Here is a 26,939-nt window from a genome sequence, read left to right as displayed (position 1 = left end):
GGCAATTACGATCTACAACCAAGAGCGACCGCACCTGTCTCTGAAATACAAAACGCCCGATGCGGTGCATCGGGCGTTAGAGTGAAAAAGGTGTAAACCTATTTCAGGACTAGACACTGCGAATTGCTGAAACCGAAAAAACCGAGCACAAAAAAAGCACCCCGAAGGGTGCTTCTCTTTAAGCGATCAGCAGATTACTGGGCTGGCTCATTCTGCGACAGAACCAGTTTGCCTTCCTTGTCGACCGGTATCTGGTTGCCCGGATCACGATCCATGCGCACTTTGCCTTCCTTGCCATCCAGCGAATAACGAACGTCATAGCCAACGACCTTGTCGCTGATGTCGTTCACCGTATTGCAACGGGTTTGCGTGGTGGTGTAGGTGTCGCGATTCTGCATGCCTTCCTGCACCTTATTGCCGGCGTAACCGCCACCGACCGCACCGGCCACCGTGGCAATCTTCTTGCCGGTGCCGCCGCCAATCTGGTTACCCAGCAAACCACCCGCTACGGCACCAATCGCGGTACCGAGAATCTGGTGTTGATCCTTGACCGGCGCCTGCCGGGTCACTGCGACATCCTTGCACACTTCACGTGGCGTCTTGATTTGTGTCTTCACCGGTTCAACGGCCAACACTTGCGCATACTCAGGGCCGCTTTTAACCAGGCTGTAGGTGGCAACAGCACCCCCGGCAGTCACACCGACAGCACCCAATACCGCACCAACCAGCAACGACTTGTTCACATGAACCTCCTGACCATCACATGCGGGACGCGCCCGCGCTTCTCCCAGCCTTGGAGCATAAAAAAAGGCGCGAGTTCAACTCGCGCCTTTTTTAGCTGATAGCCGGGAAAACGACGACCGTTATGGAAGGTCGTCGACTTCCTTCTCGGTGTTAGCCGGTGGAATCAGGTCTTCGGTCGTCAGGTTCAGCCAGATCAGCACCACGTTGGCGATGTAGATCGACGAGTAAGTACCCGCCAGCACACCGATGAACAGCGCGATGGAGAAGCCGAACAGGTTGTCACCGCCGAAGAACAGCAGCGCCGCGATCGCCAGCAAGGTGGAGATCGAAGTCGCCATGGTGCGCAACAGGGTCTGGGTGGTCGAGATATTGATGTTCTCGATCAACGTAGCCTTGCGCAGCACGCGGAAGTTCTCACGCACCCGGTCGAATACCACGATGGTGTCGTTCAGCGAGTAACCGATGATCGCCAGTACCGCCGCCAGTACCGTCAGGTCGAAGGTGATCTGGAAGAACGACAGGATACCGATGGTCACGATCACGTCGTGGATCAGCGAAACAATGGCGCCGACCGCGAACTTCCACTGAAAGCGGAAAGCCAGGTAGATCAGGATGCCACCGAGCGCCAGCAGCATGCCGAGGCCGCCCTGATCGCGCAGTTCTTCACCGACCTGCGGCCCGACGAACTCGACACGCTTGACCATCGCCGGGTTGTCGCCGCCGACTTTCAGCAGCGCTTCCGCCACCTGATGCCCCAACTGCGGATCTTCACCCGGCATCCGCACCAGCAGATCGGTAGTCGCACCGAAGCTCTGCACGATGGCTTCGTGGTAACCCGAGGTCGCCAATTGCTCACGCACCTTGGTGACATCGGCCGGACGCTCGTAGGTCAGCTCGATGAGCGTACCGCCGGTGAAGTCCAGACCCCAGTTCATGCCCTTGGTGGCAACACTGAACAAGGCCAGCACGGTGAGAAATACTGTGACGCCGAACGCGAAGTTGCGAACGCCCATGAAGTTGATTGTACGTAACATGGCAGCCCCTTAAATCCACAACTTCTTGAAGTCACGTCCGCCGAAGATCAGGTTGACCATTGCGCGGGTCACCATGATGGCCGTGAACATCGAGGTAAAGATCCCGAGGGACATGGTCACTGCGAAACCTTTGACCGGGCCGGTGCCCATCGCAAAGAGAATCCCGCCAACCAGCAACGTAGTCAGGTTGGCGTCGAGAATCGCGGTGAATGCCCGGCCGAAGCCTTCGTTGATTGCACGCTGCACGGTCATGCCGGCGGCGATCTCTTCACGGATCCGCGAGAAGATCAGCACGTTGGCGTCGACCGCCATACCCATGGTCAGCACGATACCGGCGATACCCGGCAGGGTCAGCGTTGCACCCAGCAGCGACATCAGCGCCAGCAGCAGCACCATGTTCACCGACAGCGCGACCGTGGCAATGACACCGAAGAAGCGGTAGATGGCGATGATGAACAGCGAGACAAACAGCATGCCCCACAGCGATGCATCGATACCTTTGGTGATGTTGTCGGCACCCAGGCTCGGGCCAATGGTGCGCTCTTCAGCGAAGTACATCGGCGCCGCCAGACCACCGGCACGCAGCAGCAGCGCCAGTTCGGACGATTCGCCCTGGCCGTTCAGGCCAGTGATGCGGAACTGAGCACCGAGCGGCGACTGAATGGTCGCCAGGCTGATGATCTTCTTCTCTTCTTTGAAGGTTTGCACCGCGACATCTTTCTCGACGCCGTTGACCACTTGCTTGGTGTAAGTGGTAACCGGACGCTGCTCGATGAAGATCACCGCCATGCTGCGACCGACGTTGCTGCGGGTTGCGCGGCTCATCAGTTCGCCACCGTGACCATCCAGACGGATGTTCACTTCAGGCGTGCCGTGCTCGCCAAAACCGGCCTTGGCGTCGGTAACCTGGTCACCGGTGATGATCAGACCACGTTCGATCTGCGCCGGAGGACGGTTGCCTTCACGGAACTCGAAGCTTTCGGAAGTGGCTTTCGAAGCGCCGGGCTCAGCGGCCAGACGGAATTCAAGGTTGGCCGTCTTGCCGAGGATACGCTTGGCTTCGGCAGTGTCCTGCACGCCCGGCAGCTCAACCACGATACGGTTGGCACCCTGACGCTGGACGATCGGTTCGGCAACACCCAGCTCGTTGACGCGGTTACGTACCGTGGTCAAGTTCTGCTTGATGGAGTATTCACGGATTTCCGCCAGCTTGGCCGGGGTCATCGCCAGACGCAGCACCGGTTGACCGTTGAGATCGGCCGGAACAATGTCGAAATCGTTGAAGCTCTTGCGGATCAGTGCACGGGCCTGCTCGCGGGAATCTTCATCGCTGAAGCCCAACTGAATGGCACCGCCCAGTTGCGGCAGGCTGCGATAACGCAGTTTCTCTTTGCGCAGCAGGCTCTTGACGTCGCCTTCGTAGACTTTCAGGCGCGCATCAAGCGCTTTGTCCATGTCCACTTCGAGCAGGAAGTGCACACCACCGGACAAGTCCAGACCCAGTTTCATCGGGTGCGCGCCGAGGCTGCGCAGCCATTGCGGGGTGGTCTGAGCCAGGTTCAGTGCGACAACGTAGTCATCACCCAGCGCCTTGCGTACAACGTCTTTGGCCGGCAACTGGTCTTCAGCCTTGGTCAGACGGATCAGACCGCCCTTGCCGTTGGCCGCCAGGCTCGAAGCCTTGACGTTGATCCCGGATTCTTTCAGCGCAGTACTTACGCGATCCAGATCGGCCTGATTGACTTTCAGAGCCGTGCTGGCGCCGCTGATCTGAATGGCCGGGTCATCAGGATACAGATTGGGAGCGGAATAAATCAGACCGACCGCCAGCACCGCCAGGATCAGAATGTATTTCCACAGAGGGTATTTGTTCAGCATCACGCCGCCCGTTATGAACGCGGGGCGCCTTGCGCGCCCCGTCGATTGAGTAGAAGTTGAAACCTTTAGATCGCTTTCAGCGTGCCTTTTGGCAGCGTGGCAGCGATGGCGCCTTTCTGGAACTTCATTTCCACGGTGTCGGAAACTTCCAGAACCACGAAGTCATCGGCCACTTTGGTGATCTTGCCGGCGATGCCGCCGGTGGTGACCACTTCGTCGCCCTTCGCAAGACTGCTCAGCAGGTTCTTCTGCTCTTTGGCGCGCTTGGCCTGTGGACGCCAGATCATCAGGTAGAAGATGACCAGGAAGCCGACCAGGAAAATCCACTCGAAGCCGCCGCCCATTGGGCCGGCAGCTGCCGGTGCAGCAGCGTCAGCCATGGCGTTAGAGATAAAAAAGCTCATTTAGCACTCCAGTTGCAAATGTTGAATCTTGGGGTCAGAAAACTCAGTCCAAAGGCGGAACGGGGAGCCCGCGTTTGGCGTAGAAGGCATCGACAAAGGCGGCCAATGTACCCTGTTGAATAGCCTCGCGCAAACCAGCCATGAGCACCTGATAATGGCGCAAATTGTGGATGGTATTGAGCATGCTGCCGAGCATTTCGCCGCACTTGTCCAGATGATGCAGATAAGCGCGCGAGAAGTTCTGGCAGGTATAGCAATCGCAGGTCGGATCCAGCGGCGAATCATCATGGCGATGGAACGCGTTACGGATCTTCAGCACGCCGGTATCAATGAACAGATGCCCATTGCGGGCATTACGGGTTGGCATCACGCAATCGAACATGTCCACACCGCGGCGCACACCCTCAACCAGATCTTCCGGTTTGCCAACGCCCATAAGGTAACGAGGTTTGTCAGCCGGCATCAGGCCCGGCAGATAATCCAGCACCTTGATCATCTCGTGTTTCGGTTCGCCCACCGACAGACCGCCAATGGCCAGGCCATCAAAGCCGATCTTGTCGAGGCCTTCCAGCGAGCGCTTGCGCAGATCCTGGTGCATGCCGCCCTGAACGATGCCGAACAGTGCAGCGGTATTCTCGCCGTGGGCATTCTTCGAACGCTCCGCCCAACGCAACGACAGCTCCATCGACACACGGGCGACGTCTTCGTCAGCCGGGTACGGCGTGCATTCGTCGAAAATCATCACGACGTCCGAACCCAAATCGCGCTGAACCTGCATCGATTCTTCCGGACCCATGAAGACTTTCGAGCCATCGACCGGCGAGGCGAAGGTTACGCCCTCTTCTTTGATCTTGCGCATCGCGCCAAGGCTGAACACCTGGAAACCACCGGAGTCGGTCAGGATCGGGCCTTTCCACTGCATGAAATCATGCAGGTCGCCGTGGCCCTTGATCACTTCGGTGCCCGGGCGCAGCCACAGGTGGAAGGTGTTGCCCAGAATCATTTCTGCGCCGGTGGCGACGATGTCACGCGGCAACATGCCCTTGACCGTGCCGTAAGTACCCACCGGCATGAAAGCCGGGGTCTCGACGGTGCCACGCGGGAAGGTCAGGCGACCACGGCGAGCCTTGCCATCGGTGGCAAGCAGCTCGAACGACATACGACAGGTGCGACTCATACTGTTTCCTCTGGGTCCGATTCACTAGGGGCAGTCGGCGCGGGATTGCGGGTGATGAACATCGCATCACCGTAGCTGAAAAAGCGGTATCCATTTTCGACGGCGGCTTTATAGGCGGCCATGGTTTCGGGATAACCGGCGAACGCCGAAACCAGCATCAACAGTGTGGATTCGGGCAAATGGAAGTTGGTCACCAAGGCATCGACCACATGAAACGGGCGGCCCGGGAAGATAAAGATATCGGTGTCGCCACTGAACGGCTTGAGCACGCCATCGCGCGCGGCACTTTCCAGCGAGCGCACGCTGGTGGTGCCCACGGCAATCACCCGACCACCGCGCGCACGGCACGCGGCGACCGCATCGACCACGTCCTGGCCGACTTCCAGCCACTCGGTGTGCATGTGGTGATCTTCAAGTTTTTCGACGCGCACAGGCTGGAACGTACCGGCGCCAACGTGCAGCGTGACGAACGCGGTCTCGACGCCTTTGGCGGCAATCGCTTCCAGCAGCACCTGATCGAAATGCAGCCCCGCCGTCGGCGCCGCCACCGCACCGAGCTTCTCGGCGTACACGGTCTGATAACGCTCGCGATCCGAGCCTTCGTCCGGGCGGTCTATATAAGGAGGCAACGGCATGTGCCCGACGCGGTCGAGCAACGGCAGCACTTCTTCGCTGAAGCCCAACTCGAACAACGCATCGTGGCGGGCAAGCATTTCTGCTTCACCACCGCCATCGATGAGAATCTTCGAACCCGGCTTCGGCGATTTGCTGGAACGCACATGCGCCAACACGCGATGGGTATCGAGCACGCGTTCGATGAGGATTTCCAGCTTGCCGCCAGACTCCTTCTGCCCGAACAGGCGCGCCGGAATCACCCGGGTATTGTTGAACACCATCAAATCGCCCGGGCGCAAATGCTCCAGCAGATCAGTAAATTGACGGTGTGCCAGGGCGCCGCTGACCCCATCGAGGGTCAACAGGCGACTACCGCGACGCTCGGCCAAAGGGTGGCGGGCGATCAGCGAATCAGGGAGTTCGAAAGTAAAGTCAGCAACGCGCATGATGGGGTTCGTCTAGCAGGGGCCGGAAGTCTAGCCGAAATAGTGAAAATTCTCTATGTACCTGATTGACCGACGGTAATCTCATCTCTATACTTCGCCGCCATTGAGCCCTGATGGCGGAATTGGTAGACGCGGCGGATTCAAAATCCGTTTTCGAAAGGAGTGGGAGTTCGAGTCTCCCTCGGGGCACCAAAATTAAGAAAGGTCTTGCTTAGCAAGGCCTTTTTTTTCGTCTGGAGGAAAGTGGTAGCCAAACTGCACGTGCGGAGAAAGCGCTGCGCCTAGCCTTGGCAGCGCTGTCCACGGCGAATTGTGGCAACCACTGCACAGGCTTTGAAAAATGAAGTTGAAAAGCTCGACGCGGAAATCACAGAGATCAAAGAGGTTCTGAAAGATCTCCGCCAGCGGCAGCTACGGGTAGCGCGCATTATGTGGGCTGACTGCTTGGACAAGGCCGCTCTGGAATTTGCCGCCGTCGCAGCACACCTGGAAGCCACCGAGAAAGCGCTGGGTTGGACAAGCTCGATGAGTGAGCTCTACGTACAATTGCAAACCCCGCACGGCCCTGCGTGCATCAGCGGGAAGACAGTCAGCGAGAAAGCCTACGCACTGACCATGGAGCAATTGCTAGCTGCCAGATTCACCGCATCGCCGATACCTACGGCGATGCTCTCCATCCGTAACCGGATCACCAATCGCGGAACACCAAACGTGTTCCACTTAACCGGTGTTCCGGTTATTTGCATTTCGAGTTCCACCTCTTAAAGCCACGTATTCCGTGGTCTCCGGCGTTTTTGGAACACATGGAACACATGGAACACCGCTTTTTCGCTACCTAAGCGTTAGCGTTCCCCTCGCCCCTTTTCACGGGGTGAACCTTCAGCGCTAACGGACGCGGCGGATAGCTCCAGATCTCCCGATTGTTGTGTCCGATTCGTCCCAGGCGAAGGAGCTGTAGCGGCAGATTTTACGGGTCCTCCCTAAGGGGGGGCCCCTACACGGGTTATCAGACTCGCAGGTTTCCTCTAGCTAAAACATCAGACGGAATGTCCGTCTTATTAAATAACATTCTAAATAAGCTGATCACTGACGACCTTACTAAGAATCAGTGAGAGCTGATATACAATGACGCCTCGGCTTTAGAGCATGTAGCTGAAAGCTCCGGCATGAGGCCCAAAATAATCTTCAGACTAGTTAACAAATAAGCGGACTGTTCACCTGCCTCTACCTCATAAGACACTTCTGTTAACCAATCACCCAAAAACACAGACCACCCCTCAATGCTTGATATTGAAGCAGCAGCTATTAGAGCTATTCTTAACTCCTCCACTGCCGATATAGCTAAATCCTTACGCCTCCTTGTGACTCTGCTCAATATTCGGACTTCAGCTGCAAGTTCCTCACTTCTAGTCACTGCAGCAACAGTAGCCAAGCCACTTATTAATGCAAAAAAATTATTAGTACTTCCTGACTGCTCGAGTTGGTATTTAACTTTTCGAAGAGCTGTAGCAGCAAGACGCGCATGATCGATAGTAATATTAAAAATCAACGAACTATTAACTAGGGAATTGAAGGAGTCAATATTGATAACATCAGACTTAAGCTGACACTCCAAGCCTTTTAGGATCTCCTGAGGCATATCTAATATGGATGCAACCCCGCCTTCCAAAGGACCAGGTAGAAATGATTCAGGAAATTTTAGAAAACTAACTCTCCCTTCAGCATCCACCTTTGACAAATCAAATAATTCCGGCAGCGTAATACTGTCCCGCCTTAGATTTAATGCGTTTACCGCCCTACCGAGCAACTCAAATTTGAGCTGTGTCGGTGAAATGAAATCCGGTTGCCATCTAGGTTCTAGCCGCATATCTAAAAGAGACTGCATGAAAAAATGCATTCCTCGAGTTTCAAAAACCCAGCTTTGAAAATCTTCTGGCATTGTGTGGGTAGCTAGATACACTCTTTCAATGTGAGACGCATGCGCTATTGCAGCGAGGCGTATCCAAAACGGTGGCCTATCTTTAAAGATTTTAGTCCTAGACAACTCACCTACCACCAAAACAACAAGCGACGAAACTAACGCAAATCGCCCGCATGGATCGAGCGGATCATCATTAATCAACTCATCGAACAAATCCAATAGGTACGGTTGAATCTCCGGCCATTTATTAATGTTCGCGAGGCCCAACTCTATCACACCAACCTTAGAAAAGACGTCCCCCTTACTCTTAACAAATTTCAACACGGAGAAAAAATCTTCCAACCCCCAACCAGCCAAGTCAATATTTGAAATCAACTGCGAATGACCTGAAAGCAGCAAAGCAAATTCCAATCCAGGTACACACTCCCATTCCAAAAGTTGAGCCATAAAAACTTTGTTCTCCAGAACGTAGCTGGAGAGATCTTCGACTTGCGGAGGTGAACCTACTAACGCCTCATAATATGCAGTCTCCCGAGGAATGAGATCGGTAATATTACAATCGTCCCGACGTAATTTCGCTGCTAGAGATTCCGCAAAGCGTTTTGGAGTTAATGACAGATCCTTTCTAAACGCATCAAGACTATCGAGATCTAAAGGTGCGACGGATATTTTTTCCTTCCAATGAGTTAGAGCTGAACCTCTTAGATTAGTTAATCTAGCTTCTTTATCAAACTCTGAAGCACGTATGACAGCGTTAGGAGAAAGCGGCCAAAAATAAGGAAGTCTGGCTTTTTTTTCACCATGCACTAGCAATGTAAATATACCACTTTTATCAGCTTCGACACTCAGCACCCACTCGTTGCCATTTGAGTCGTTCAGAACTGACTTAGCCCCCAACTCAGACATAATATAGGAAACACTACGGAAGAAATCCTTACTATCAAACGAGAAATCCAAATCGCCGAACGAGAGTTGGGAGGAAGTTTCAATACCAAAACGCTGAGTCAACTGCGGGTCATCTAAAACCGAATTACTTATGACTTCAGGAAACAGACTCAACGCCGCTTGAAACATTAAGGACCCGCTTTCTTCACTGCGCATCGCTCACCTCGTTATCATATTGCTGCTTGAGCCCATGTTCAATAACTACGGAGGCCTGCTCTATTAAACTACTAAAGAGAACTGGATCCTCTTCCTTAAGCTGCCTTAATATTCTCCCCTCCAGCCAATCCGAATAGTTCTTCCGAACAAATGAAGATTGATGGTTTGGAACAACCATAAGAGCCATTAGCTGCGCTTCAAACTGACTTTTGACGTCCAAACCAGCGACTGAAAACCGATGTGACCACTTTCTTATATCCAACAAATTAAAAAGCCAATTTGATCGAGCTATGGAGATGCTTAGTTCTGCGCCTTCATACCAGAGCTCTCTCATCGCATTATAACTCTCTTGAAATATGCCATGTAGCCAAGGAAACTCTTTAGGGAGCTGCAGAATGTCAGACATTGCAATCCTGAGCACCGATTCTCTAAGCGCTTTTAATCCGGCATTCTCTATTACTTGGCCATCTACAATTTTTGACTGCAGCAAATGGTGCTTCAACTCAAACGCATCCACAGGAACTAATGCCATGCCCATACGACGCAACTGAGTTTTGAGCTCTGAAACTTCAATATCAGTCAATACTCCACGAGAGGAAAGATTGTACAAAATGTCAACTGTTGTAAGCACATGATGTGAAACACCACTTTGCTCAAAGGCAAGAAATTTATTTATATACCTATCGTCGGAAACGATCGCATCCACAACATTTATTAACTTCAGGACATCGAGACAGGGGTGGTCACGCATTGATTTTTCGTCTTCAGTTTCGGAATCTCGAGAAAGTGAACCCACCACGATTCTTCCAGAAACAATTCCATCCCTAATTCTCAACCTAAGATTTTCAAGTACCGAGATAGAAACCAAAGCTTGCTTCTCATAACTAATCAACTCATCAGACTCAGAAACCTCACGCGGTGAGACATACACAGTAAGGCCTGACCGAGAGAGTTTTGGCAGTAACTTCAAATGCTGAAAGTAGGAAACCGCAAGATCATCTAAATATAAATGAGCAGAATCAGCTATCACAGGTGATTGAGGCCACGTGTGCTCACGAGGAGACAGAAAATCTTTTGCAACTTGCGCCTCTGCTGCCGTTAGGACACCACGTTCTATCAGCTTTTCGATTACAGCCTGACAATTACAAAGGCACGCTGAAAAGTCCGATAGATCCGCTTCCTCCATTACTAGACTACCGATTCGATGTACAGGACCAGGGTGAACCACAAGGCGTTGCGGGACAGTGCTAGAAAGTCCATCAGATGCAACAGCCAACATTGACGCTAGCCCCTCCCCAACCTCCGAAGAGATTGCAGTCGACGCTTTCATGGTAGTCTCGAAATGTTTAATTGTTCCCGCAGCTATTAATTGCTTAAGTTCGTGAGCCTCTCGGACTTTACTGGGCTGATGAAATGACAGGCTACGCCTCTCATCAAATAGCCATTTCAATGTTCCATGAGCAATCATTACAACGCTAAAGGAACTGAGGACCGAATCCAGCACTCCAATTAGCTCTAAAGTTAATAGTGCAGTGACGTCCATAGCGATGCGGTCAGGAGTAACCGTGACCGTTGGTCTAGATCCTGAAAACGAAAAAATCACGCTCCGTTTTCTTGCATCAACCTGGTCTAGGTTATTGAGCGCTAATGCTAGATAAAAATTGAGTAGATTTTTATTATGAAGCCTAGCTGCTACAAATATTGGAATATCGCCTTCGACCATTTTCTTATATGCTTGCCCTGTTTGCTCCTCCCAATCTGGCTGCCTATCCATCACCTCTTGTAGAGACATTTTAAGAACAGGCCCGTCTTTATCCGATAGCTCACTGGCAGTCTGCATCCACCCAAACGCGAGATCTCCTTCCTCCCACCCACATTCAGTTGAAATCCCGTAACACGCTATTAGTATTTGCGGATCGCCCTCCCCTTTTCGAGCTGCTTCGAACACCAACTCTTTTAGCCGAGGAGATGCTATAAGCTGGGCAAGTTTTGCCGCACGAATTAAGTCCATGGCGGAGCGAGTTTCCCTAGTCCTCCACTCTTCCTCGACATTGACTTGAAGTGAATCCCAGTCACCAGACGCTACCGCAATACTAATCGTTAGACTTCTCTGCTCATCTTCGTTAAATCTTTTTTTGAGCTGGTGTAGAGCATCACGCGCCTCAACGAAACGCCCCTTTTCATAAAGACTCCAGCAACGAATTCGCTGTAATTCTTCTGACTGCTCTAAAAATATAGAATATTCAGTACAAAACCCTAAAGCTTCATCGACCTTTCCAGCATTGTAAAGTGCCCGCGCGTAACGCTGCGCATCTTTTATATCGCGAGTGAGAACAAATATTTCGCTAGCGTAATTTACTAATCCTCCCCAGTCTTGCTGCTCCTCTAATAATGACACCACATTATGTAAGTCTGTAATGGATTTACTAGACTCATACAAAGCAACGCGTTGTGAAATCAGGTCGGAATCAGACGCTTCGAAGACTAGCCTTTCAATTCTCTTTCTTTCGAGATCTGATACACCAGCTTCTATTACTTCTCTTAACCGTTCCTCGGCAGCGGTTTTTTGACCAGATCGAATTAACATTTCAATCTCGAGAAACGCGACGGTTTTGTAATTTAAATGACCAATCAATTGAGATCTATGACGATCGATATATGAGGCAACAGCCCTTGGGCTATTTTGTTTAAATGCCAAAGCAAACCTTGCAACTGCGGCGTCGGATGATTTACCTCCGCTTAAAGCAGTTCTGCGCTCAATTTCCCGCTCTACAGCGGGGACATCGATATTTAGACCAAACTGCATCGCGAGGGGTAAACGTCTCAAAGACGCACCTCGATCACTCATACTTTGTTCAAGTTCTCGTCTAGCTAGTTCATAACGCTGAACATCTCTAAGAGCAAGCCACAAAGCACTATCACTTGCTATTTCCGCCATCGAATTGAGATTCAAGCTAGCCGCACTGCGAGCAACACCTTCAAAATAACTCAGTGACTTTCGCCTGAATTGTAGCGCCTGTTGGTCCCCTGCCAGTGGAAACGTGCGCGCCTCGAAAGGAGGGGTTTGATATACCAACGCCCTCAACTCTGCGGGCACTGCTTGAGCCAAATAAACAATCGCAGACAAATATGCAAGAGCTGGCGTAGAAAGGTGGTCTTCTTCAGAGAGCCTTTCAACAAGTTTCAAGGCTTCATCCCAACAGTCACACTCGACGAGGCTTTGAACTAAAAAGAATTTGCCATCTGAATCAAGATCACCCAAACAAACTTCTGAGTCCTCAGTCCATTTTAATGCCTCAGAGGCACCACGAATATTGCGCATCAAGATTAGAGCCGCCGATCTTGACGTCGGAGTTTTTAAATCATCCAAGAGTGCTAAAGCCGACAGTAGATCCCCCGTCTGCCCTGCTATAAAAGCTTTCGTAATTTTTGTTTCATCAATAGCATCTGTACTACTAACTTCGTCTATTAGATCACGCGCATACTCTATATCAGACACAGATATGAAGCGGGCACACCAACTAAACACTCGTGTCTTTATTGGCACCGAAACTCCACTAAGATCTCCTAACCGTAAACTCTCCGCTAGTTTTTTCGATTCCAACCCTGACTCATACTCTAAAAACAACCTTGATTTCGCAATAATTTCGAGGCGCTCACAAGCTTCATTATCGACGATTTTTGATGTTCCACTCACTATAGAGCTTGTAGATACAATACGCTCAACGGAGCTTATTATTTTCCCCACTTCCTCGATTGCTTTAGTATGCACTTCAGATTTATTAGAGAGATCTTCAAGAGCCGCTGTCTGCACCCTTAAATTTTTTTCGATCAAGAAGTCTTTATGTTGCCTCGTAAATTCCCGACTGACAAACTCTCCGATATGAATGTAAATCTCTGAGCTTCTAGTGGCAGGTTTAGCAATTTGAATGTGGTCTGCATCTACTGGAATAGCTGTGGCATTTACTCCTGGGTCAGAGCTATCCGGACGTACAACTTGCCCTAAAAATTCCGGCAATCTCACTCCTAGAATTCGTACCGATTTAGTTTCTACGAGTACCAAATTTTCTAGATCGCTATCAATGCAAAATTTTCTGTACCAGTTATTCAGATCACGCAAATTTGGATCATTTCGCTCGAGAGCTCGAGTAGACGAGGAACGTCTGATGATTGGGCTTAATAGTTTTGCTAGTTGTGCCAAACTCGCACCAAAATGCGGCGTACCAAGAAATACGACACGCCTCACACGATGCAAAAAAGACTCAGCTTTGAGGTTATTTGATGCATCCCGCTGAGCGATTCTTAAAAGTTGTTTTATTACAAGTCCGCCGAGACTGTGCCCAATAAGAATCAAGTTTCCATCTTGGAGCCGGCGCTCAGCTAAAATCAGAGGTAAAACATTCTCCGCTCGGTCTGGTAGGTGCATGCTGCCGCCCCACCATTTTGTTGCAGATGACTCATAGCCCACGCTCCAAATACCGACGTTGGCGTAGTCCGCACCTAACCAACGCGGCCACAGCTCAGTTGGTTCGCTACTGGAGAGCCATGTTTTTTCTTTATCACCGTCCAAACCGTGAAAAAAAATTACATGGGTAGTTACTCCATCATAGCTATCCGACAATTCTAATAACTCTGCCAGATCATCCTCCCGATGCTCAAATTGAGCTAGTCACAGAGCTAAGCGGTAACCATTCTTGATGGCTCGCTGGCGGCTCTTTCTAAAATTCGGACGCGTCTCAGGTACGCGTCTGCTTATTATCAATGTTCTCCTACCGGATGATCGTAGCAGTTCCTATGCTGCTGAATGCCGGACAAGGGAGCACATCTGTGAGTAAGATAGGGCATGATCGCTTGAGCATGTGTAGCCCTCTTGGGAGTGCCGGGATCTTGAGACAGCCGAATCAGCTTCGACGCGGAGAAGAACGGTACTGGCGGGAATCGCACACTGTCCAACGCTTTGTGAACAGAGCCCTTGGAGCAATGGGACCAACCTACAGATAGAAAATCTGACGCAGATATCTTAGCGAGAACTCGAAACCTGAATCGAGATGACATAAGCAAAGTAGCGCACGCCTTGTATCCCCAGATGTATCCCATCACGTATAATTCTGCTGCAAGCCACGGATTATATAGGACGCACGAGTCTCCCTCGGGCACCAAAATCAAGAAAGGTCTTGCTTAGCAAGGCCTTTTTTTCGTCTGTAGAAAAGTGACCGGCGCATTCAACTGACCGCCACCTTCCTACCCAATCTCCCCCGCCCCTTCACCATCCCCACAACCAACGCCGCCAGAATCAACCCAATCGAAAGCCCTTCACTGACGTCGACTCTGTGCCCAAGCATCAGCACAGATCCGCCAATCCCAAACACCGGAATCAACAACGAAAGCGGCGCAACCTTCGACACCGGGTACTCGCGCAGCAACAGGTTCCAGCCCCAGTAACAGAACAGCGTTGCCGCGTAGACCTGGAACAACAGCGAGAACACGGCCATCCATTCGAATTGCGTGACCAGATTGGTAAACGGTGCTGTTCCATGCGCGAGCCAAGTGAGGATCAGTAACGGGATCGGTGGAAACAGGCTGGCCCATACTACGAAGGCAAACATCTCGCGCACTTTCGACCGCTTAATGATGACGTTACCGACGCTCCAGCTGAATGCGCTCACCAACAACAATCCGTAGCCGACAGTTGCCGCGTGACCGGGGCTGGCGACGATGATGCTGATCAAGCCAAGTGCTGCAAGTACAACGCCTGCGATTTGCCCAAGACTCAGGCGTTCGCGAAACAGCAAGACGCCCCAACCCAAAGTGAAAAAAGCACTGAACTGAATTAACAGCGCGGCGGTTCCTGGCGGCACGCCCATTTCGATGCCGAGGTTGATCAGCGCCCACATTGCGACGCCGAAGATCAATCCATACGCCGCCAACCAACCGATGGCGATCGCTGGTCGCTGCACAAAAAACACCCAAGGCAACGCCGCCAGAGTAAAGCGCAACGCCGTCAATAACAGAGGATCAACCGCGGCCAGTCCCAGTTTGGTAATGGGAAAATTCAGTCCCCAGATTGCCGTCACCAATATGGCCAAGGCCAAGTGTTTCTTTTGCATCGCGCTCTGATTCCAGATGTGAGGGTCGGCGGCTGTGTGCGCCAACCAAGCCGTCACTATGGGCAATCAGTGCACTGGCTCGCTTGCACTATCAGGTCACACATCATTAAATTCGGGCCATGCGCGAAACTGAACTGGATCTTCACGAAAATATCCCCCGCGATGCGGTAGTTACGGCCAATGACTATCGAGATGGTCAGCACTTTGTGCTGCATACGCATCAACGCGGGCAATTTGCCTATGCGGCTTGCGGGGTGATTACCGTGTTCACCGATCAGGGCAATTGGGTGGTGCCACCACAGCGGGCAATCTGGGTGCCGGCGGGCGTGCCGCATGAGATGAGCATGAATGGGCCGGTGACCATGCTCAACACTTACATCCGCAGCAGCGCTGTTGAACGAGTTGGTCTGCCAGCGCATTGTCAGGTGTTTGGCGTTTCGACATTGCTGCGGCAGTTGCTGATCCGCGCGATTGACTTGCCGGCGCTGTATGCCGAGCAGCAGCGTGACGGTCATCTAATGAGCTTGCTGCTGCATGAAATCGCCGACATGCCGCCGCTGTCGCTGAATGCGCCGCTGCCGAGCGAGCCACGGGTGGTGCAGGCCTGTCGCAGATTGCTCGAACAACCGTCGCTGGAAATCGGCATTGACGACATGTGCCGGCAAGTCGGCATGAGCCGCCGTACCTTCACCCGACTGTTTCGCCAACAGACCGGTATCAGTTTCGTCGAATGGCGTCAGCAGGCGTGCCTGTTGATGGCCGTCGTACGGCTGGGCAACGGCGAGTCAATCACGCGCGTCGCGACCGATCTGGGTTACAGCAGCCCCAGCGCTTTCACCAGTGTTTTCCGGCGTGTGCTGGGTGATGCGCCCAGTCGATACTTCTCAAAAAACGGGCTTTGAAACATCGGGTTGGAAAAAGCCCAGCCACGTTCCTACAATCGCGGCCCGAATCTTTTGATCCCGTGCTCCAAACCCTAACTCCCGAAGGATTTGCACCATGCAATTGTCACTGGAAGCCGTCGCCCTGTTCTGCCTGAAACTCGCTTACGAGGAAGAAGGCCTGAGCCCGATTCTGCGCGATGATCTGGTGATGGGTGATTACGACCGCGACGTTTTCGAGTTGCTGGTGCGCCGTGGCGATGTCGAGACAATTCAGCTCAAGCTGAATGAATGCCTGAGTCTGGCGCTGAGCGCCTTGGGGGGTGTAGACAAGCCGCTCGGGCGTGAGCTGCAACGCTTGACCGCCGAGCTCAGCCACGCGCAGACGATGGAGCAGCTGGATGCGCCGCTCCTCGCGCTCAAAGGTTATTTGAAGGACATTCTGTAATCAGACGCGCGATCTGAAGAAACAGCCCTTCGGATTACTCCCGCACTTTTACCACTCGAATGTCGATGGGAAACCCACCAGGGCCTTCCAGCTTCTTCCATCCCACGTATTGAAAAACCGCTTCCTGATCGATGGTCTCGCCCCTCTCCACCAGTTCTCCACCCAGCACCGCGACCTCTCTATAGATTGCGCAGCTGCCCTCATCGGGATGGGCGGTGTAGATCACATAGGGTTTGACGTAGCGCACAGCGCGGAAATGTCGGCCGCAGCCCCAGTCGACCGTAATCATCAACGTCTTCAGATATGCTTCACCATCCGTTTCCGAATCCCGGGCGAGTTCCTTGAGCTTGCCGAGTTCGCCGACGTCGCTAAAGCCCAGAGCGCGGGCGCGCTTGTACTGCGGGGACTCCAAATGCTCGGCCTGTGCCGCGAAGGCTTGCTGTAGAATCTCTTTGTCCTGGACGTAATGTTCGTTGTGCCAGATCTCGGTCGCTTGGGCAATGACGTTTTTGCAACGGGCATACTCTGGAGAGGCAAGGCTTGCCTGGGCGAGTTGCTCGTGATGGGCGAAAACAGTTTGATTCAAGTTATCGACGCGGACCATCGCTTCCCTGGCAGTCATGGTCCCGTTTTGAACGTTGTTCACTACTTGCTGAAAACGCTCACAATCGGAGAGGTATCCCTTCCAGGCGACCTCCGGGGTTTCATCCCGGTCGGCAAGCGCCGGGGTCATTACGATGGCGAGGAGGAACGCGCCGAGCAGGCGTGAGACAGAAGAAACGGTAGGCATGTGTAGTCCGTTACGCAGATGAAGAAAGTGGCGCGAAGCTACTATTTTGATATCTGGCTGTCCACTTTCGCTGGAGGACTTCAACCGGCTCGATCTGAAGTTGAAGAAAAGCGAATCTTAAGCCTCGCTTAAGGGCAATGGGCGCCGGCTGCGCTATCATCGCCGGCCTGCGCGCCCAGAGCCTTGACCCTGAATGTCCCGACCGCTTGATGAATTGAACCCGTTGCCACCGGTTTTGGCCGGCCCGCTGCTGCGCCGACTGGAACCTGCGCGCTGCGTGATGTGGCTGGTGGGCACTCGCCCGTTGTCGCTGACTTTGCGCCTGCAAGGTGTGGGAGATATTCCTCTCGACGAGACGAAATGCACGGTCATTCCTGTAGGCGCCCGCGCGTTCGTGCATCTGATTGATGTCGTTCTCGAAAGCGCCCTGCCCTGCGACACGCGCATCGACTATGACTTGCTGATCGACGGCAAAACCGGGATCGCCGATTGGGCTGCGCACTTGCTCTACGCCGATGCCATCTGCCCGAATTTCGTGATTCGCTCGCGCATCGATCAACTGCTGCACGGCTCCTGCCGTAAACCGCATCACCCGGCAGCCGATGGCTTGCTGTGCGTCGATCAACTGTTGTCGGCCGAAACCGATCCGCAACAACGCCCCGCGCTGTTGATGATGAGCGGCGATCAGGTCTACGCCGACGATGTCGCCGGGCCGACGCTGCGCGCGATTCATGCGCTGACCGAACGTCTCGGGCTGTTCGAAGAATATCTCGAAGGCGCAGTGGTCAGCGACAGCGCCAAGCTCTACGAACACCCGGCCAGCTATTACCACCGTGCGGATTTGTTACCGGCGCTTGAGAGCAACGAGACATTGCGCGAGCGATTTTTCGGTGGCGCGCGTAAGCCGATTTTCACCAGCAGCAGTGCCGACAATCACCTGGTGACATTTGCCGAAGTGATGGCGATGTACATGCTGGTGTGGTCGCCGACGCCGTGGACGCTGATCGAGCCGCAACCGCCGGTGCTCACGCCCGAGCGCGCCAAGCGTTATGCCCTCGAACAGACTCGGATCAATGCCTTCACCGCAGGCTTGGGCAACGTCGCGCGGGCCTTGGCGCATCTGCCGAGCCTGATGATTTTCGACGACCACGACATCACCGATGACTGGAATCTGTCCGCGCAATGGGAGGAAACCGCCTACGGCCATCCGTTCTCCAAGCGCATCATCGGCAACGCGCTGATCGCCTATATGTTGTGTCAGGGCTGGGGAAATAATCCTGATGCCTTCGACGTTCTTTTGGAGAAGACCCAAGGCCTCAGCGCCAGCGGCGACGACCGCTATTTAGACAGCCCGGTGCAGGACGCTCTGATCGATGAATTGCTGCGTTTTCAACACTGGCACTTCGTGTTGCCGACCAGCCCGGCGCTGGTGGTGATCGACACTCGCACCCGGCGCTGGCGCAGCGAGATGGCGCTCAAACAACCGTCGGGATTGCTCGACTGGGAAGCCCTGAGCGAACTGCAACAGGAACTGCTCGATCACCCCTCGGCGATCATTGTGTCCCCGGCGCCGATCTTCGGCGTGAAGCTGATCGAAACCGTGCAGCGGATATTCAGTTGGTGTGGCTTTCCACTGCTGGTCGACGCGGAAAACTGGATGGCCCATCGCGGCGCAGCGCAGGTGATCCTGAACATTTTCCGACACACGCGTACACCGGGGAATTACGTGGTGCTGTCCGGCGATGTGCATTATTCCTTCGTCTACGAAGTGCTTATCCGACACCGCAAGGCCGGCCCGCGCATCTGGCAAGTCACCAGCAGCGGCATCAAGAACGAATTCCCCAAGACCCTGCTCGAATGGTTCGACCGCCTCAACCGCTGGCTCTACTCGCCACGTTCACCGCTCAACTGGCTGACCAAACGCAGACTCATGCGCATCGTGCCGTATGTGCCGGAACATGCTGAAGCGGGTGAGCGACTGTGGAATTCGGCGGGGATTGGCCAGGTGTTTTTCAATGAGCAAGGGCAGCCGCGCGAGATCTATCAGCACAACTCGAACGGCGCCCCGAAGACCCGGATGCTCGCACCGGATTTGTCGGATTATCCGGAGTAGGACGCCTCCTACAGAATGCTTGCAAGCGCGCCCCCGGACGTCAGTTTTCTAGGAACGGGATTACAGACGTCTCAGAAACGTCTCGAACAGAGTTCAGCGATACTTAGTGCAGCGCAGATGACCCGTTTGCGCATCAATCACGCTAGGTATCGCCTTTTCATGGACTCCAGCAAGCCAACCGTAACTGGCACCCTTGCCCACATGCATTTGACCGGAACAGTAGATCGTGTCGAAAAAGACACACCCCCTATGCCGAGGGCTGATCAGAACCACGAACTGGATGAGACCGCATATCTGCTTCGCTCTCCAGCCAATGCGCAGCGACTGATCAGATCAATTGCCCAATTGCGTGCAGGTAATACCGTCGTCAGGCATGTGTCTGAAGAATGAGCGGACGATCACACCCCATCCAGCGCCCGCGCCACACCTCTGACAATCATCTCCACCTCGCGCTCATCAATCGTCAGCGGCGGCAGCAGCCGTATGGTTTTGCCGCGCGTGACGTTGATCAGCAGCCCATGATCGCGCGCCGTGATCAGCGTCAGATCACGGATCGGTTGTTTCAGCTCGATGCCGATCATCAGGCCTTGGCCACGAATCGCCTGCACGTTCGGGTTGTTTGCCAGTTCTGCGCGTAAGCGACTGATCAGGCGTTCACCTTGAATCCGGGCGTTTTCCAGCAAGCCTTGTTCTTCGATGATCTCGAGTACGGTGCAGCCGACCCGGCAGGCCAGCGGATTGCCGCCGAAGGTGCTGCCGTGACTGCCCGGCGTGAACAGGTCCGCCGCTCTGCCCCGCGCCAAGCAAGCACCGATCGGCACGCCGTTGCCCAGGCCTTTGGCGAGGGTCATGACATCCGGAACGATGCCTTCGTGCTGAAACGCGAACCACTGGCCGGTACGGCCAATGCCGGTCTGGATTTCGTCGAGCATCAGCAGCCAGGCGTGACGGCTGCATAGATCACGCAGGGCTTTGAGGTAACCCGGTGGCGCCAGTTGCACCCCGCTCTCACCCTGAATCGGCTCGACCAGAATCGCCACGATGCGCGCGCCGTGCCGTTGCTGGACTTCTTCCAGTGCGGCCAGATCGCCGAACGGGACTTTGACGAAATCCCCCGGCAGCTCGTTGAAACCCAAGCGTACCGCCGGGCCATCGCTGGCGGACAAGGTGCCCAAGGTGCGGCCATGAAAAGCGTTGGCCATGACCACCACCAGCGGCTGTTCGATGCCTTTGCGCCAGCCGAATAACCGCGCGAGCTTCAACGCCGTTTCGTTGGCCTCCGCCCCGGAGTTATTGAAGAACGCGCGCTGCATCCCCGACAGTTGTGTGAGTTTCTGCGCCAGTTGTAGCTGCCAGTCGATGCTGTACAGATTGGAGGTGTGCAGCAACAGTCCGGCCTGCTCGCTGATGGCCGAGACGATCCGCGGATGTGAATGGCCGACATTGGTCACCGCCACACCGGCCACCGCATCCAGATACTCGCGACCGGCCTGATCCCACAGTCGCGTGCCCAGGCCCTTGGTGAAGCTCAAGGCCAGTGGTTGATAGGTATTCATCAGGGCGGCGGTCATCTCGGTGTACTCCAGCACAGGTTCGGTGTGCTGGCAGTATGGTTATCCACTTGAACTGGATAAACTCGGCGAAACTTCAATCATTTAAAAGCAGAGCTTGATAATGGATCTGTTCCAGTCGATGAGCGTTTACGTCAAAGTCGTGGAAGCCGGCAGCATGACGGCGGCCGCCCTGCAGTGCGAAATGTCCACGACCATGGTAGGAAATCACCTGCGGTCACTGGAACAACGACTCGGCGTGCAACTGCTGCAACGCACGACTCGCCGCCAACGTTTGACCGAGTTCGGCAGCGTTTACTACCAGCGTTGCCTGGAAGTGCTGGGGCTGGTTGCGGATTCCGAACGCCTGGCCGAACAGACCCTCGATGAGCCGCGCGGCACTTTGCGCATCACCGCGCCGCTGACCTTCGGCGTCGAACGTCTGGCCCCGGCACTCAGCGAATTCTCACTGCAATACCCGCAGCTCAAACTCGATGTAGCGCTGACCAACCGCCGTCCGGAGTTGCTGGAAAATGGCCTCGACGTTGCGTTTCGATTAGGCAATTTCGAAGCGACCAATCTGATCGCCCGGCCGCTCATCGACTACACCCTGACCGTGTGCGCCTCCCCGGATTACGTGGCGCGACGCGGTATGCCGCTCACACCCGACGACTTGCGTCAGCATGACTGCCTATCCTTCGCTTACCCTGCCGGCGACGACTGGCAATCGGTCGAGAAAGAATGGCGCCTGAGTGGCCCGGACGGCGAAGTGATGGTCGATGTCAAAGGGCCGATGCTACTGAATAGCTCCGCAGGATTGCATCAGGCCGCGCGCACCGGCATGGGCATCGTGATGCTGCCCGATGCGCTGGTGGAACAGGATCTGCGCGACGGCAAACTGGTGACGGTAATCCCCGACTACCAACCGCCGAGCCGACCGATGCACTTGCTCTACGCTCAGGATCGCTACCGTTTGCCGAAATTGCGGCGGTTCGTGGAGTTTGCAGTGCAGACGTGGGGCAGACCCTAGTCGCGCTCACCCGGTATGCACTAATCTCCTGCACGGGCAAATCACTTTGATATCAGCACGACCAGGGGCGCGATGATGGGTGAGGCATCGAACAGGACGAAGCCCGACTGGTCGCCCAGAGCATTCGCAGCAATCTGGCGAAGCTGCCATCCGTGGGGGATTTTCGGGTGAGCATGAGTTTCGGGGTGGTCCAGCGCTTCGATCAGGAACAGCAGACCGGACTGATGGCCCGCGCCGATCAGGCGTTATATCGCTCGAAGATTGCCGGCAAGGATCTGATTAGCGGATGAACAACGAATTGATTATTCGCGACCTGCTGCTCACCGAACTCGAAGCTGTGAGACTGTTTCTTGGCGCGCATGGCTGGGGTCATCGCGTCGGTTCCAGCGAATACTTCGCGCAATTGATCCGTAACTCCCAACGCACCGCAGTTGCACTGAAGAACGGCCAGATCGCAGGTTTCGCCCGCGGCATAACCGATGGGTTATCCAACGGTTATCTGTCGATGGTAGTTGTCGACGCACAGTACCGCCGGGCTGGCATCGGTCGTGCTCTGGTTGAACGGGTGATCGGCGAAAACCCGGACATCACGTGGGTATTACGCGCCGGGCGTGAGGGCGCCGAGGCATTTTTTTCCAGCGTGGGGTTCAAGACATCCGAGATTGCGATGGAGCGGCCCCGCGGTCAATATGCAAGGTGACCATGGCCGGGCATCATTTCGATGCACGGCATCTTGATCGGTCTGATTACGTATCTTTAGTTATTTAGCATGGAAGCCGCTCAATGCTCGCCATTCTGCAAAATACCCCTTTGTGGGTTTATGCGACTCTGCTGTTTCTGCTGTATTGCGGCTTCAAGGCCCGTACGCCCCACCATGAAAGCCGATTCGCCCTGCTACTGACCCCGCTGGTGCTGATTGCCTGGTCGCTGTTCTCATTAAATCTGAATCTCGATCCTGGCCTGTCGTTGAGCTGTTGGCTCTGCGCTATGTTGCTTGGCGCAGTCTCGGCATGGCTGATTTTCTCGCGCCGAGGCGTGACGCTGGACGATGCGGAAACTGGATTGATCGTGCCGGGCACCTGGAAGGTATTGATGCTGTACCTGCTGTTTTTTACGGTGAACTACTACTTCGGCTATCAGGACGATGTACATCCCGAGCAATCTTCCACTTCGCACATTTTATTGCTCAAGGCCGTCGTATCAGGATTTGTCTGCGGACTGATCGGCACGCGCTCGCTGAAATTCTACTGGCTGTTGCGAACGCTTCAGGCGCAACGCCCTCCGTTGGGCACTCGCTAGGCGACTGGGAAAAAAACCCGACCGCAGGCCCGTTGCTCCGTGACAAGCACGCCCCGCTCCCCTAAATTAGGCGGCCTGAAAAAGACCCCGTGCTTTCTCGTCTCAACTCAAGTTAAAGAAGTAGTGAAATTTCAATGTCCGATTCCAACACCGCTGAATCCGTAGTCACCCAGTCGTCCAAAGCGGAATACGAAAACTCCATCAATCTTTCACAACACATCCCACAGGCGAAGATCATCAGCGAGATGGTGCTGGACGCGTTCCAGTCGTCGCGCGAAAGCGATGAGATTCGCGATCTGCGCGCGGCGATCCGTCAGGCTCACGACCGCTTCGATGACGATCAGGCTTATGAGCTGATGGGCGAACTAAAGCGCTTGAAGGACGCCGAAGCTGCGGATATCGCTGCCCTTGAAGACCTGAGCAGCAAATTCCCCATCAGCCGCATTCTGTCCAGCTTCAAAGACGATCCGGCGTTCCAGGAAATCGTCTACGGTCTGGCCTTGAAAGTGCTGAACCAGACGCATCAGGCGATCAGCAATCCGAGCAGCGGCAAGAGCAAAACCGCACGCGCGAAGAAAGAAGCCGAAGTGTTCAGCATCAGCAAGGACGGCATCAGCGTGACCCTGCCGCTGCGCACGCCGCGCTCGCGCCTGAGCATGGATCGGGAAGCGCTGGAATTCCTCGGTTTCACTTTCGTTGGTGAAGGCGACGAAGCCGAGCTGGACGGCGAAACCTTCGTCGACAACGCCGGCACCGAACAGGCGATCAACCGCAAAAACATCATCACCGCCCTGCAACAGCAGACCGCGTTCGATGGCTACAGCATCGCCGTTCAGTAAGCCCGGCGCTGACGAAACAGCCCCGCCCTGAGATTCAGGGCGGGGCTTTTTGTTTTCTGGCGGGCAGTCAGGCCGACGGCAGCAGCGCGACGATCATGTCGACTTCGATAGCCGCGTTTTTCGGCAACTGATACACGCCGACGGTGGTGCGCGTGTGCCGGCCAACATCACCCAGCACATGACTGAACACATCCGATGCACCGTTGGCGACTTCACTCAGATCAACGAAATCGGCGGTGGACTTCACATACACCGTGACCCGCAGCAACGACTTGATCTTATCCAGCGAACCCACGGCATCGACGATGAAGGCCAGACACCGCATGGCGCTGATGCTCGCCGCGGCTTGCGCATCCTTGAGTGTCAACTCCTGCCCCACCCGGCCCGGGTACTGAATCTTGCCGTCCGCGCGTGGCACCATGCCGCTGATGTACAACTCGTCATGGTGACGGATCAGCGGTGCGTAATTGCCGCCCACCGTGTTCTCGCCATTGATGTCGTAATTCAGCTCTTTTGCCAGGGCAATGAAGCGTTCGTCGCAGGTCATCCTCTCAGTCATGTCGCCCAGCCTCGTGATCGATGCGTGTAGTTGGATCCGAATCTAGGGCTTTTGCCAAGCAACCGCAACCTGTCGATTCTAGTTAGTCGCTTCCAACAAAAAACCCCGCGCATCTCTCGATGGCGGGGTTTTTCTTACAGCGTTCGAACCTTACGGCGCGTACGTCACCAGCAGTTCGGCCGGCACCTTGAAGTCCAGGGACATCATGACGCTCAGCGCGGTGATGGTGAAGATCGAGAACACGAACAGCTTGCGTGCCCAGACCGTGTCATCCACTGCTTTGTAACCGGTCCAGGCCATGTACAACCAGTACATGCCCATGGCCGCGGCGACGGCGAGGTAGCTCATGCCGGCGTAGCCGCTGAAGGTCAGCATCAAGGTCGCTACGAGGAACGCCAGGATGTAGAGCAGGATGTGCTTCTTGGCCACTTTGATCCCGCGCTTCACTGGCAACACCGGAATCGATGCAGCCAGGTAATCGTTGAAGCGGAAGATCGCGATGGCGTAGGAATGCGGCATCTGCCACAGGCTGAACATCACCAGCAGGGTCAGCGCGGCCATGTCGAAGCTGTTGGTCACGGCCACGTAACCGATCACCGGTGGCATGGCGCCCGACAGACTGCCCACCAGCGTGCCGTGAACCGACTTGCGCTTGAGGTACAGGCTGTAGAAGCCGACGTAGATCACGAAGCCGATTACCGCGAACAAAGCCGCCAACGGGTTGGCCACCTTGTACAACAACGCAACGCCGAGAACACCCAGGACGGTCGCATAGATCAGGGCCAGTTTCAGGGAGATCAAGCCCTGCACCAGCACCCGGTTCTTGGTGCGTTCCATCTTCAGGTCGATGTCGCGGTCGATGCAGTTGTTGAACACGCAACCGGAGGCCACAACCAGGGAAGTGCCGATCATGGCTGCCAGAAACACGGCCAGATCAACATGCCCTTTCGAGGCCAGGAAGAACCCGCCTGCCACAGAAAGCACGTTACCGAAAATGATCCCCGGTTTGGTGATTTGGATAAAGTGCTTGAGCGACATCGGGTCTACCTCACTTCGCCATCATGAACGTGTGGATGCTGAACATGATCCACAGCGACAGGCCGACCAGCAGCACGATCACGATTGCGGCGAAGACAAACGCAATCACGTTGTTACGCTGAGCCTGCGAGCGGTCCAGGTGCAGGAAGTAGACCAGGTGGACAACCACCTGGATCACGGCGAATGCCAGAACGATCATCAGCGTGATCGACTTCGGCAGCGTCGGGTACATGACCAGCGCAAACGGGATCGCCGTCAGGATTACCGACAGGATGAAGCCGATCGCGTAGGACTTGACGCTGCCGTGGCCGGCGTCGTCGTGGGAATGTGCGTTAGCCATTTACATAGTCCCCATCAGATAAACAACGGTGAATACGCAGATCCACACCACGTCCAGGAAGTGCCAGAACAGGCTCAGGCAGCTCAGACGGGTCTTGTTGGTCGCCGTCAGGCCGTTCTTCTGCACCTGGTACATCATGATGCCCATCCAGATCAGACCCGCCGAAACGTGCAGACCGTGGGTACCGACCAGGGTGAAGAACGCGGACAGGAAGCCCGAACGGCTAGGACCGTAGCCCTCGGAGATCAGCAGGTGGAACTCGTTGATCTCCATCGCGATGAAGCCTGCGCCCAGCAGGAAGGTCATGAACAACCAGCCCAGAACCTGCTGCTTTTTACCTTTGTACAACGCCAGCATGGCGAAGCCGTAGGTGATCGAACTGAACAACAGCAGAGCGGTTTCGCCCAGCACGTATGGCAGTTCGAAGATGTCGTGGCCCGATGGGCCACCGGCGACGTTGTTTACCAGTACCGCGTATACCGCGAAGATCGATGCAAACAGAATGCAGTCGGTCATCAGGTAGAGCCAGAAACCGTATACGGTCATCTCGCCCGAATCGTGGTGATGGTCATCGTGCCCATGGTCACCATGGGCGTGTCCAGCATTGGTCACTAAATTCGACATG

General features: G+C 54.5%; 23 protein-coding genes, 1 tRNA gene and 1 pseudogene. 10 read left to right on the top strand and 15 right to left on the bottom strand.

The window, feature by feature from the left end:
* Positions 1 to 194: 194 nt before the first annotated feature.
* From ACP7BN_RS20375 to queA, 6 genes are all read right to left on the bottom strand, one after another.
* Positions 195 to 743: a glycine zipper 2TM domain-containing protein gene (locus tag ACP7BN_RS20375; protein ID WP_420650560.1), complete on the bottom strand. Its 549-nt coding sequence runs from the start codon at positions 741 to 743 to the stop codon at positions 195 to 197.
* 120 nt (positions 744 to 863) lie between these two features.
* A complete protein-coding gene (gene secF, locus ACP7BN_RS20370) occupies positions 864 to 1,778 on the bottom strand; it encodes a protein translocase subunit SecF (protein ID WP_426205810.1) in 915 nt (304 codons plus the stop codon).
* Between the two features lie 9 nt (positions 1,779 to 1,787).
* Positions 1,788 to 3,656, bottom strand: coding sequence for a protein translocase subunit SecD (gene secD / locus ACP7BN_RS20365; RefSeq protein ID WP_426205809.1), 1,869 nt, complete (start codon positions 3,654 to 3,656; stop codon positions 1,788 to 1,790).
* A gap of 65 nt (positions 3,657 to 3,721) precedes the next feature.
* The gene (gene yajC, locus ACP7BN_RS20360; RefSeq protein WP_003227923.1) at positions 3,722 to 4,060 is read right to left on the bottom strand and encodes a preprotein translocase subunit YajC; all 339 of its coding nucleotides are present in this window, start codon (positions 4,058 to 4,060) and stop codon (positions 3,722 to 3,724) included.
* 43 nt (positions 4,061 to 4,103) lie between these two features.
* Complete coding sequence (gene tgt, locus ACP7BN_RS20355; protein WP_426205817.1) at positions 4,104 to 5,219, bottom strand: tRNA guanosine(34) transglycosylase Tgt; 1,116 nt, start codon at positions 5,217 to 5,219, stop codon at positions 4,104 to 4,106.
* A 14-nt stretch (positions 5,220 to 5,233) separates the two neighbouring features.
* Positions 5,234 to 6,298, bottom strand: a complete 1,065-nt coding sequence (gene queA, locus ACP7BN_RS20350; protein ID WP_426205808.1) for a tRNA preQ1(34) S-adenosylmethionine ribosyltransferase-isomerase QueA — start codon at positions 6,296 to 6,298, stop codon at positions 5,234 to 5,236.
* A gap of 107 nt (positions 6,299 to 6,405) precedes the next feature.
* On the opposite strand from queA, the gene ACP7BN_RS20345 reads away from it, so the two are divergent.
* Both ACP7BN_RS20345 and ACP7BN_RS20340 read left to right on the top strand, forming a co-directional pair.
* A tRNA-Leu gene (locus ACP7BN_RS20345) sits at positions 6,406 to 6,490 on the top strand.
* Positions 6,491 to 6,610: 120 nt separating this feature from the next.
* Complete coding sequence (locus ACP7BN_RS20340) at positions 6,611 to 7,063, top strand: hypothetical protein (protein WP_426205807.1); 453 nt, start codon at positions 6,611 to 6,613, stop codon at positions 7,061 to 7,063.
* 340 nt (positions 7,064 to 7,403) lie between these two features.
* Here ACP7BN_RS20340 and ACP7BN_RS20335 read toward each other — a convergent pair whose 3' ends face one another.
* The 3 genes from ACP7BN_RS20335 to ACP7BN_RS20325 form a co-directional block, all read right to left on the bottom strand.
* Positions 7,404 to 9,320, bottom strand: a complete 1,917-nt coding sequence (locus ACP7BN_RS20335) for a hypothetical protein (protein ID WP_426205806.1) — start codon at positions 9,318 to 9,320, stop codon at positions 7,404 to 7,406.
* Positions 9,310 to 13,941, bottom strand: coding sequence for an esterase/lipase family protein (locus ACP7BN_RS20330; RefSeq protein ID WP_426205805.1), 4,632 nt, complete (start codon positions 13,939 to 13,941; stop codon positions 9,310 to 9,312). Before ACP7BN_RS20330 ends, ACP7BN_RS20335 begins: the two co-directional genes overlap by 11 nt.
* Before the next feature lie 601 nt (positions 13,942 to 14,542).
* A complete protein-coding gene (locus tag ACP7BN_RS20325) occupies positions 14,543 to 15,427 on the bottom strand; it encodes an EamA family transporter (RefSeq protein WP_426205816.1) in 885 nt (294 codons plus the stop codon).
* A 119-nt stretch (positions 15,428 to 15,546) separates the two neighbouring features.
* On the opposite strand from ACP7BN_RS20325, the gene ACP7BN_RS20320 reads away from it, so the two are divergent.
* Complete coding sequence (locus ACP7BN_RS20320) at positions 15,547 to 16,329, top strand: helix-turn-helix domain-containing protein (protein WP_426205804.1); 783 nt, start codon at positions 15,547 to 15,549, stop codon at positions 16,327 to 16,329.
* Positions 16,330 to 16,426: 97 nt separating this feature from the next.
* A complete protein-coding gene (locus ACP7BN_RS20315) occupies positions 16,427 to 16,756 on the top strand; it encodes a hypothetical protein (RefSeq protein WP_426205803.1) in 330 nt (109 codons plus the stop codon).
* A gap of 34 nt (positions 16,757 to 16,790) precedes the next feature.
* Here ACP7BN_RS20315 and ACP7BN_RS20310 read toward each other — a convergent pair whose 3' ends face one another.
* Complete coding sequence (locus ACP7BN_RS20310) at positions 16,791 to 17,546, bottom strand: hypothetical protein (protein ID WP_426205802.1); 756 nt, start codon at positions 17,544 to 17,546, stop codon at positions 16,791 to 16,793.
* Positions 17,547 to 17,739: 193 nt separating this feature from the next.
* On the opposite strand from ACP7BN_RS20310, the gene ACP7BN_RS20305 reads away from it, so the two are divergent.
* Positions 17,740 to 19,659, top strand: a complete 1,920-nt coding sequence (locus ACP7BN_RS20305) for an alkaline phosphatase D family protein (protein ID WP_426205801.1) — start codon at positions 17,740 to 17,742, stop codon at positions 19,657 to 19,659.
* 398 nt (positions 19,660 to 20,057) lie between these two features.
* On the opposite strand, the gene ACP7BN_RS20300 is transcribed toward ACP7BN_RS20305, so the two are convergent.
* On the bottom strand, positions 20,058 to 21,230 hold the full coding sequence (locus tag ACP7BN_RS20300; protein WP_426205800.1) for an aspartate aminotransferase family protein: 1,173 nt from the start codon (positions 21,228 to 21,230) through the stop codon (positions 20,058 to 20,060).
* A gap of 103 nt (positions 21,231 to 21,333) precedes the next feature.
* Here ACP7BN_RS20300 and ACP7BN_RS20295 point away from each other — a divergent pair, with 103 nt between their 5' ends.
* From ACP7BN_RS20295 to ACP7BN_RS20275, 5 genes and pseudogenes are all read left to right on the top strand, one after another.
* Positions 21,334 to 22,239: a LysR family transcriptional regulator gene (locus ACP7BN_RS20295; RefSeq protein WP_426205799.1), complete on the top strand. Its 906-nt coding sequence runs from the start codon at positions 21,334 to 21,336 to the stop codon at positions 22,237 to 22,239.
* 98 nt (positions 22,240 to 22,337) lie between these two features.
* A pseudogene (locus ACP7BN_RS20290) lies at positions 22,338 to 22,529 on the top strand (diguanylate cyclase); the annotation flags it as partial.
* On the top strand, positions 22,526 to 22,939 hold the full coding sequence (locus ACP7BN_RS20285) for a GNAT family N-acetyltransferase (RefSeq protein ID WP_426205798.1): 414 nt from the start codon (positions 22,526 to 22,528) through the stop codon (positions 22,937 to 22,939). The pseudogene ACP7BN_RS20290 and the gene ACP7BN_RS20285, both read left to right, overlap by 4 nt.
* 83 nt (positions 22,940 to 23,022) lie before the next feature.
* Entirely contained in the window at positions 23,023 to 23,538 is a 516-nt protein-coding gene (locus tag ACP7BN_RS20280; RefSeq protein WP_426205797.1) for a hypothetical protein, read from the top strand.
* A 134-nt stretch (positions 23,539 to 23,672) separates the two neighbouring features.
* Positions 23,673 to 24,377: a hypothetical protein gene (locus tag ACP7BN_RS20275; protein ID WP_420650878.1), complete on the top strand. Its 705-nt coding sequence runs from the start codon at positions 23,673 to 23,675 to the stop codon at positions 24,375 to 24,377.
* A gap of 67 nt (positions 24,378 to 24,444) precedes the next feature.
* On the opposite strand, the gene ACP7BN_RS20270 is transcribed toward ACP7BN_RS20275, so the two are convergent.
* The 4 genes from ACP7BN_RS20270 to ACP7BN_RS20255 form a co-directional block, all read right to left on the bottom strand.
* Positions 24,445 to 24,936: a RidA family protein gene (locus ACP7BN_RS20270; RefSeq protein ID WP_426205796.1), complete on the bottom strand. Its 492-nt coding sequence runs from the start codon at positions 24,934 to 24,936 to the stop codon at positions 24,445 to 24,447.
* A 150-nt stretch (positions 24,937 to 25,086) separates the two neighbouring features.
* Complete coding sequence (gene cyoE, locus ACP7BN_RS20265) at positions 25,087 to 25,974, bottom strand: heme o synthase (protein WP_420650876.1); 888 nt, start codon at positions 25,972 to 25,974, stop codon at positions 25,087 to 25,089.
* 10 nt (positions 25,975 to 25,984) lie between these two features.
* A complete protein-coding gene (gene cyoD / locus ACP7BN_RS20260) occupies positions 25,985 to 26,314 on the bottom strand; it encodes a cytochrome o ubiquinol oxidase subunit IV (RefSeq protein WP_426205795.1) in 330 nt (109 codons plus the stop codon).
* Entirely contained in the window at positions 26,315 to 26,938 is a 624-nt protein-coding gene (locus ACP7BN_RS20255; RefSeq protein WP_426205794.1) for a cytochrome o ubiquinol oxidase subunit III, read from the bottom strand.
* Between the last annotated feature and the right edge of the window lies 1 nt (position 26,939).

It is taken from the genome of Pseudomonas sp. TWP3-1, from assembly GCF_049896625.1.
GTDB lineage: Bacteria > Pseudomonadota > Gammaproteobacteria > Pseudomonadales > Pseudomonadaceae > Aquipseudomonas.
This window is presented reverse-complemented; position numbering and strand designations above follow the sequence as displayed.

Bases quoted from the DNA above. Each gene is read 5' to 3' on its own strand.
- secF (WP_426205810.1), bottom strand. From the start codon at position 1,778: ATGTTACGTACAATCAACTTCATGGGCGTTCGCAACTTCGCGTTCGGC.
- secD (WP_426205809.1), bottom strand. From the start codon at position 3,656: ATGCTGAACAAATACCCTCTGTGGAAATACATTCTGATCCTGGCGGTG.
- yajC (WP_003227923.1), bottom strand. From the start codon at position 4,060: ATGAGCTTTTTTATCTCTAACGCCATGGCTGACGCTGCTGCACCGGCA.
- tgt (WP_426205817.1), bottom strand. From the start codon at position 5,219: ATGTCGTTCGAGCTGCTTGCCACCGATGGCAAGGCTCGCCGTGGTCGC.
- queA (WP_426205808.1), bottom strand. From the start codon at position 6,298: ATGCGCGTTGCTGACTTTACTTTCGAACTCCCTGATTCGCTGATCGCC.
- ACP7BN_RS20335 (WP_426205806.1), bottom strand. From the start codon at position 9,320: ATGCGCAGTGAAGAAAGCGGGTCCTTAATGTTTCAAGCGGCGTTGAGT.
- ACP7BN_RS20325 (WP_426205816.1), bottom strand. From the start codon at position 15,427: ATGCAAAAGAAACACTTGGCCTTGGCCATATTGGTGACGGCAATCTGG.
- ACP7BN_RS20320 (WP_426205804.1), top strand. From the start codon at position 15,547: ATGCGCGAAACTGAACTGGATCTTCACGAAAATATCCCCCGCGATGCG.
- ACP7BN_RS20315 (WP_426205803.1), top strand. From the start codon at position 16,427: ATGCAATTGTCACTGGAAGCCGTCGCCCTGTTCTGCCTGAAACTCGCT.
- ACP7BN_RS20310 (WP_426205802.1), bottom strand. From the start codon at position 17,546: ATGCCTACCGTTTCTTCTGTCTCACGCCTGCTCGGCGCGTTCCTCCTC.
- ACP7BN_RS20305 (WP_426205801.1), top strand. From the start codon at position 17,740: ATGTCCCGACCGCTTGATGAATTGAACCCGTTGCCACCGGTTTTGGCC.
- ACP7BN_RS20300 (WP_426205800.1), bottom strand. From the start codon at position 21,230: ATGACCGCCGCCCTGATGAATACCTATCAACCACTGGCCTTGAGCTTC.
- ACP7BN_RS20295 (WP_426205799.1), top strand. From the start codon at position 21,334: ATGGATCTGTTCCAGTCGATGAGCGTTTACGTCAAAGTCGTGGAAGCC.
- ACP7BN_RS20285 (WP_426205798.1), top strand. From the start codon at position 22,526: ATGAACAACGAATTGATTATTCGCGACCTGCTGCTCACCGAACTCGAA.
- ACP7BN_RS20280 (WP_426205797.1), top strand. From the start codon at position 23,023: ATGCTCGCCATTCTGCAAAATACCCCTTTGTGGGTTTATGCGACTCTG.
- ACP7BN_RS20275 (WP_420650878.1), top strand. From the start codon at position 23,673: ATGTCCGATTCCAACACCGCTGAATCCGTAGTCACCCAGTCGTCCAAA.
- ACP7BN_RS20270 (WP_426205796.1), bottom strand. From the start codon at position 24,936: ATGACTGAGAGGATGACCTGCGACGAACGCTTCATTGCCCTGGCAAAA.
- cyoE (WP_420650876.1), bottom strand. From the start codon at position 25,974: ATGTCGCTCAAGCACTTTATCCAAATCACCAAACCGGGGATCATTTTC.
- cyoD (WP_426205795.1), bottom strand. From the start codon at position 26,314: ATGGCTAACGCACATTCCCACGACGACGCCGGCCACGGCAGCGTCAAG.
- ACP7BN_RS20255 (WP_426205794.1), bottom strand. From the start codon at position 26,938: ATGTCGAATTTAGTGACCAATGCTGGACACGCCCATGGTGACCATGGG.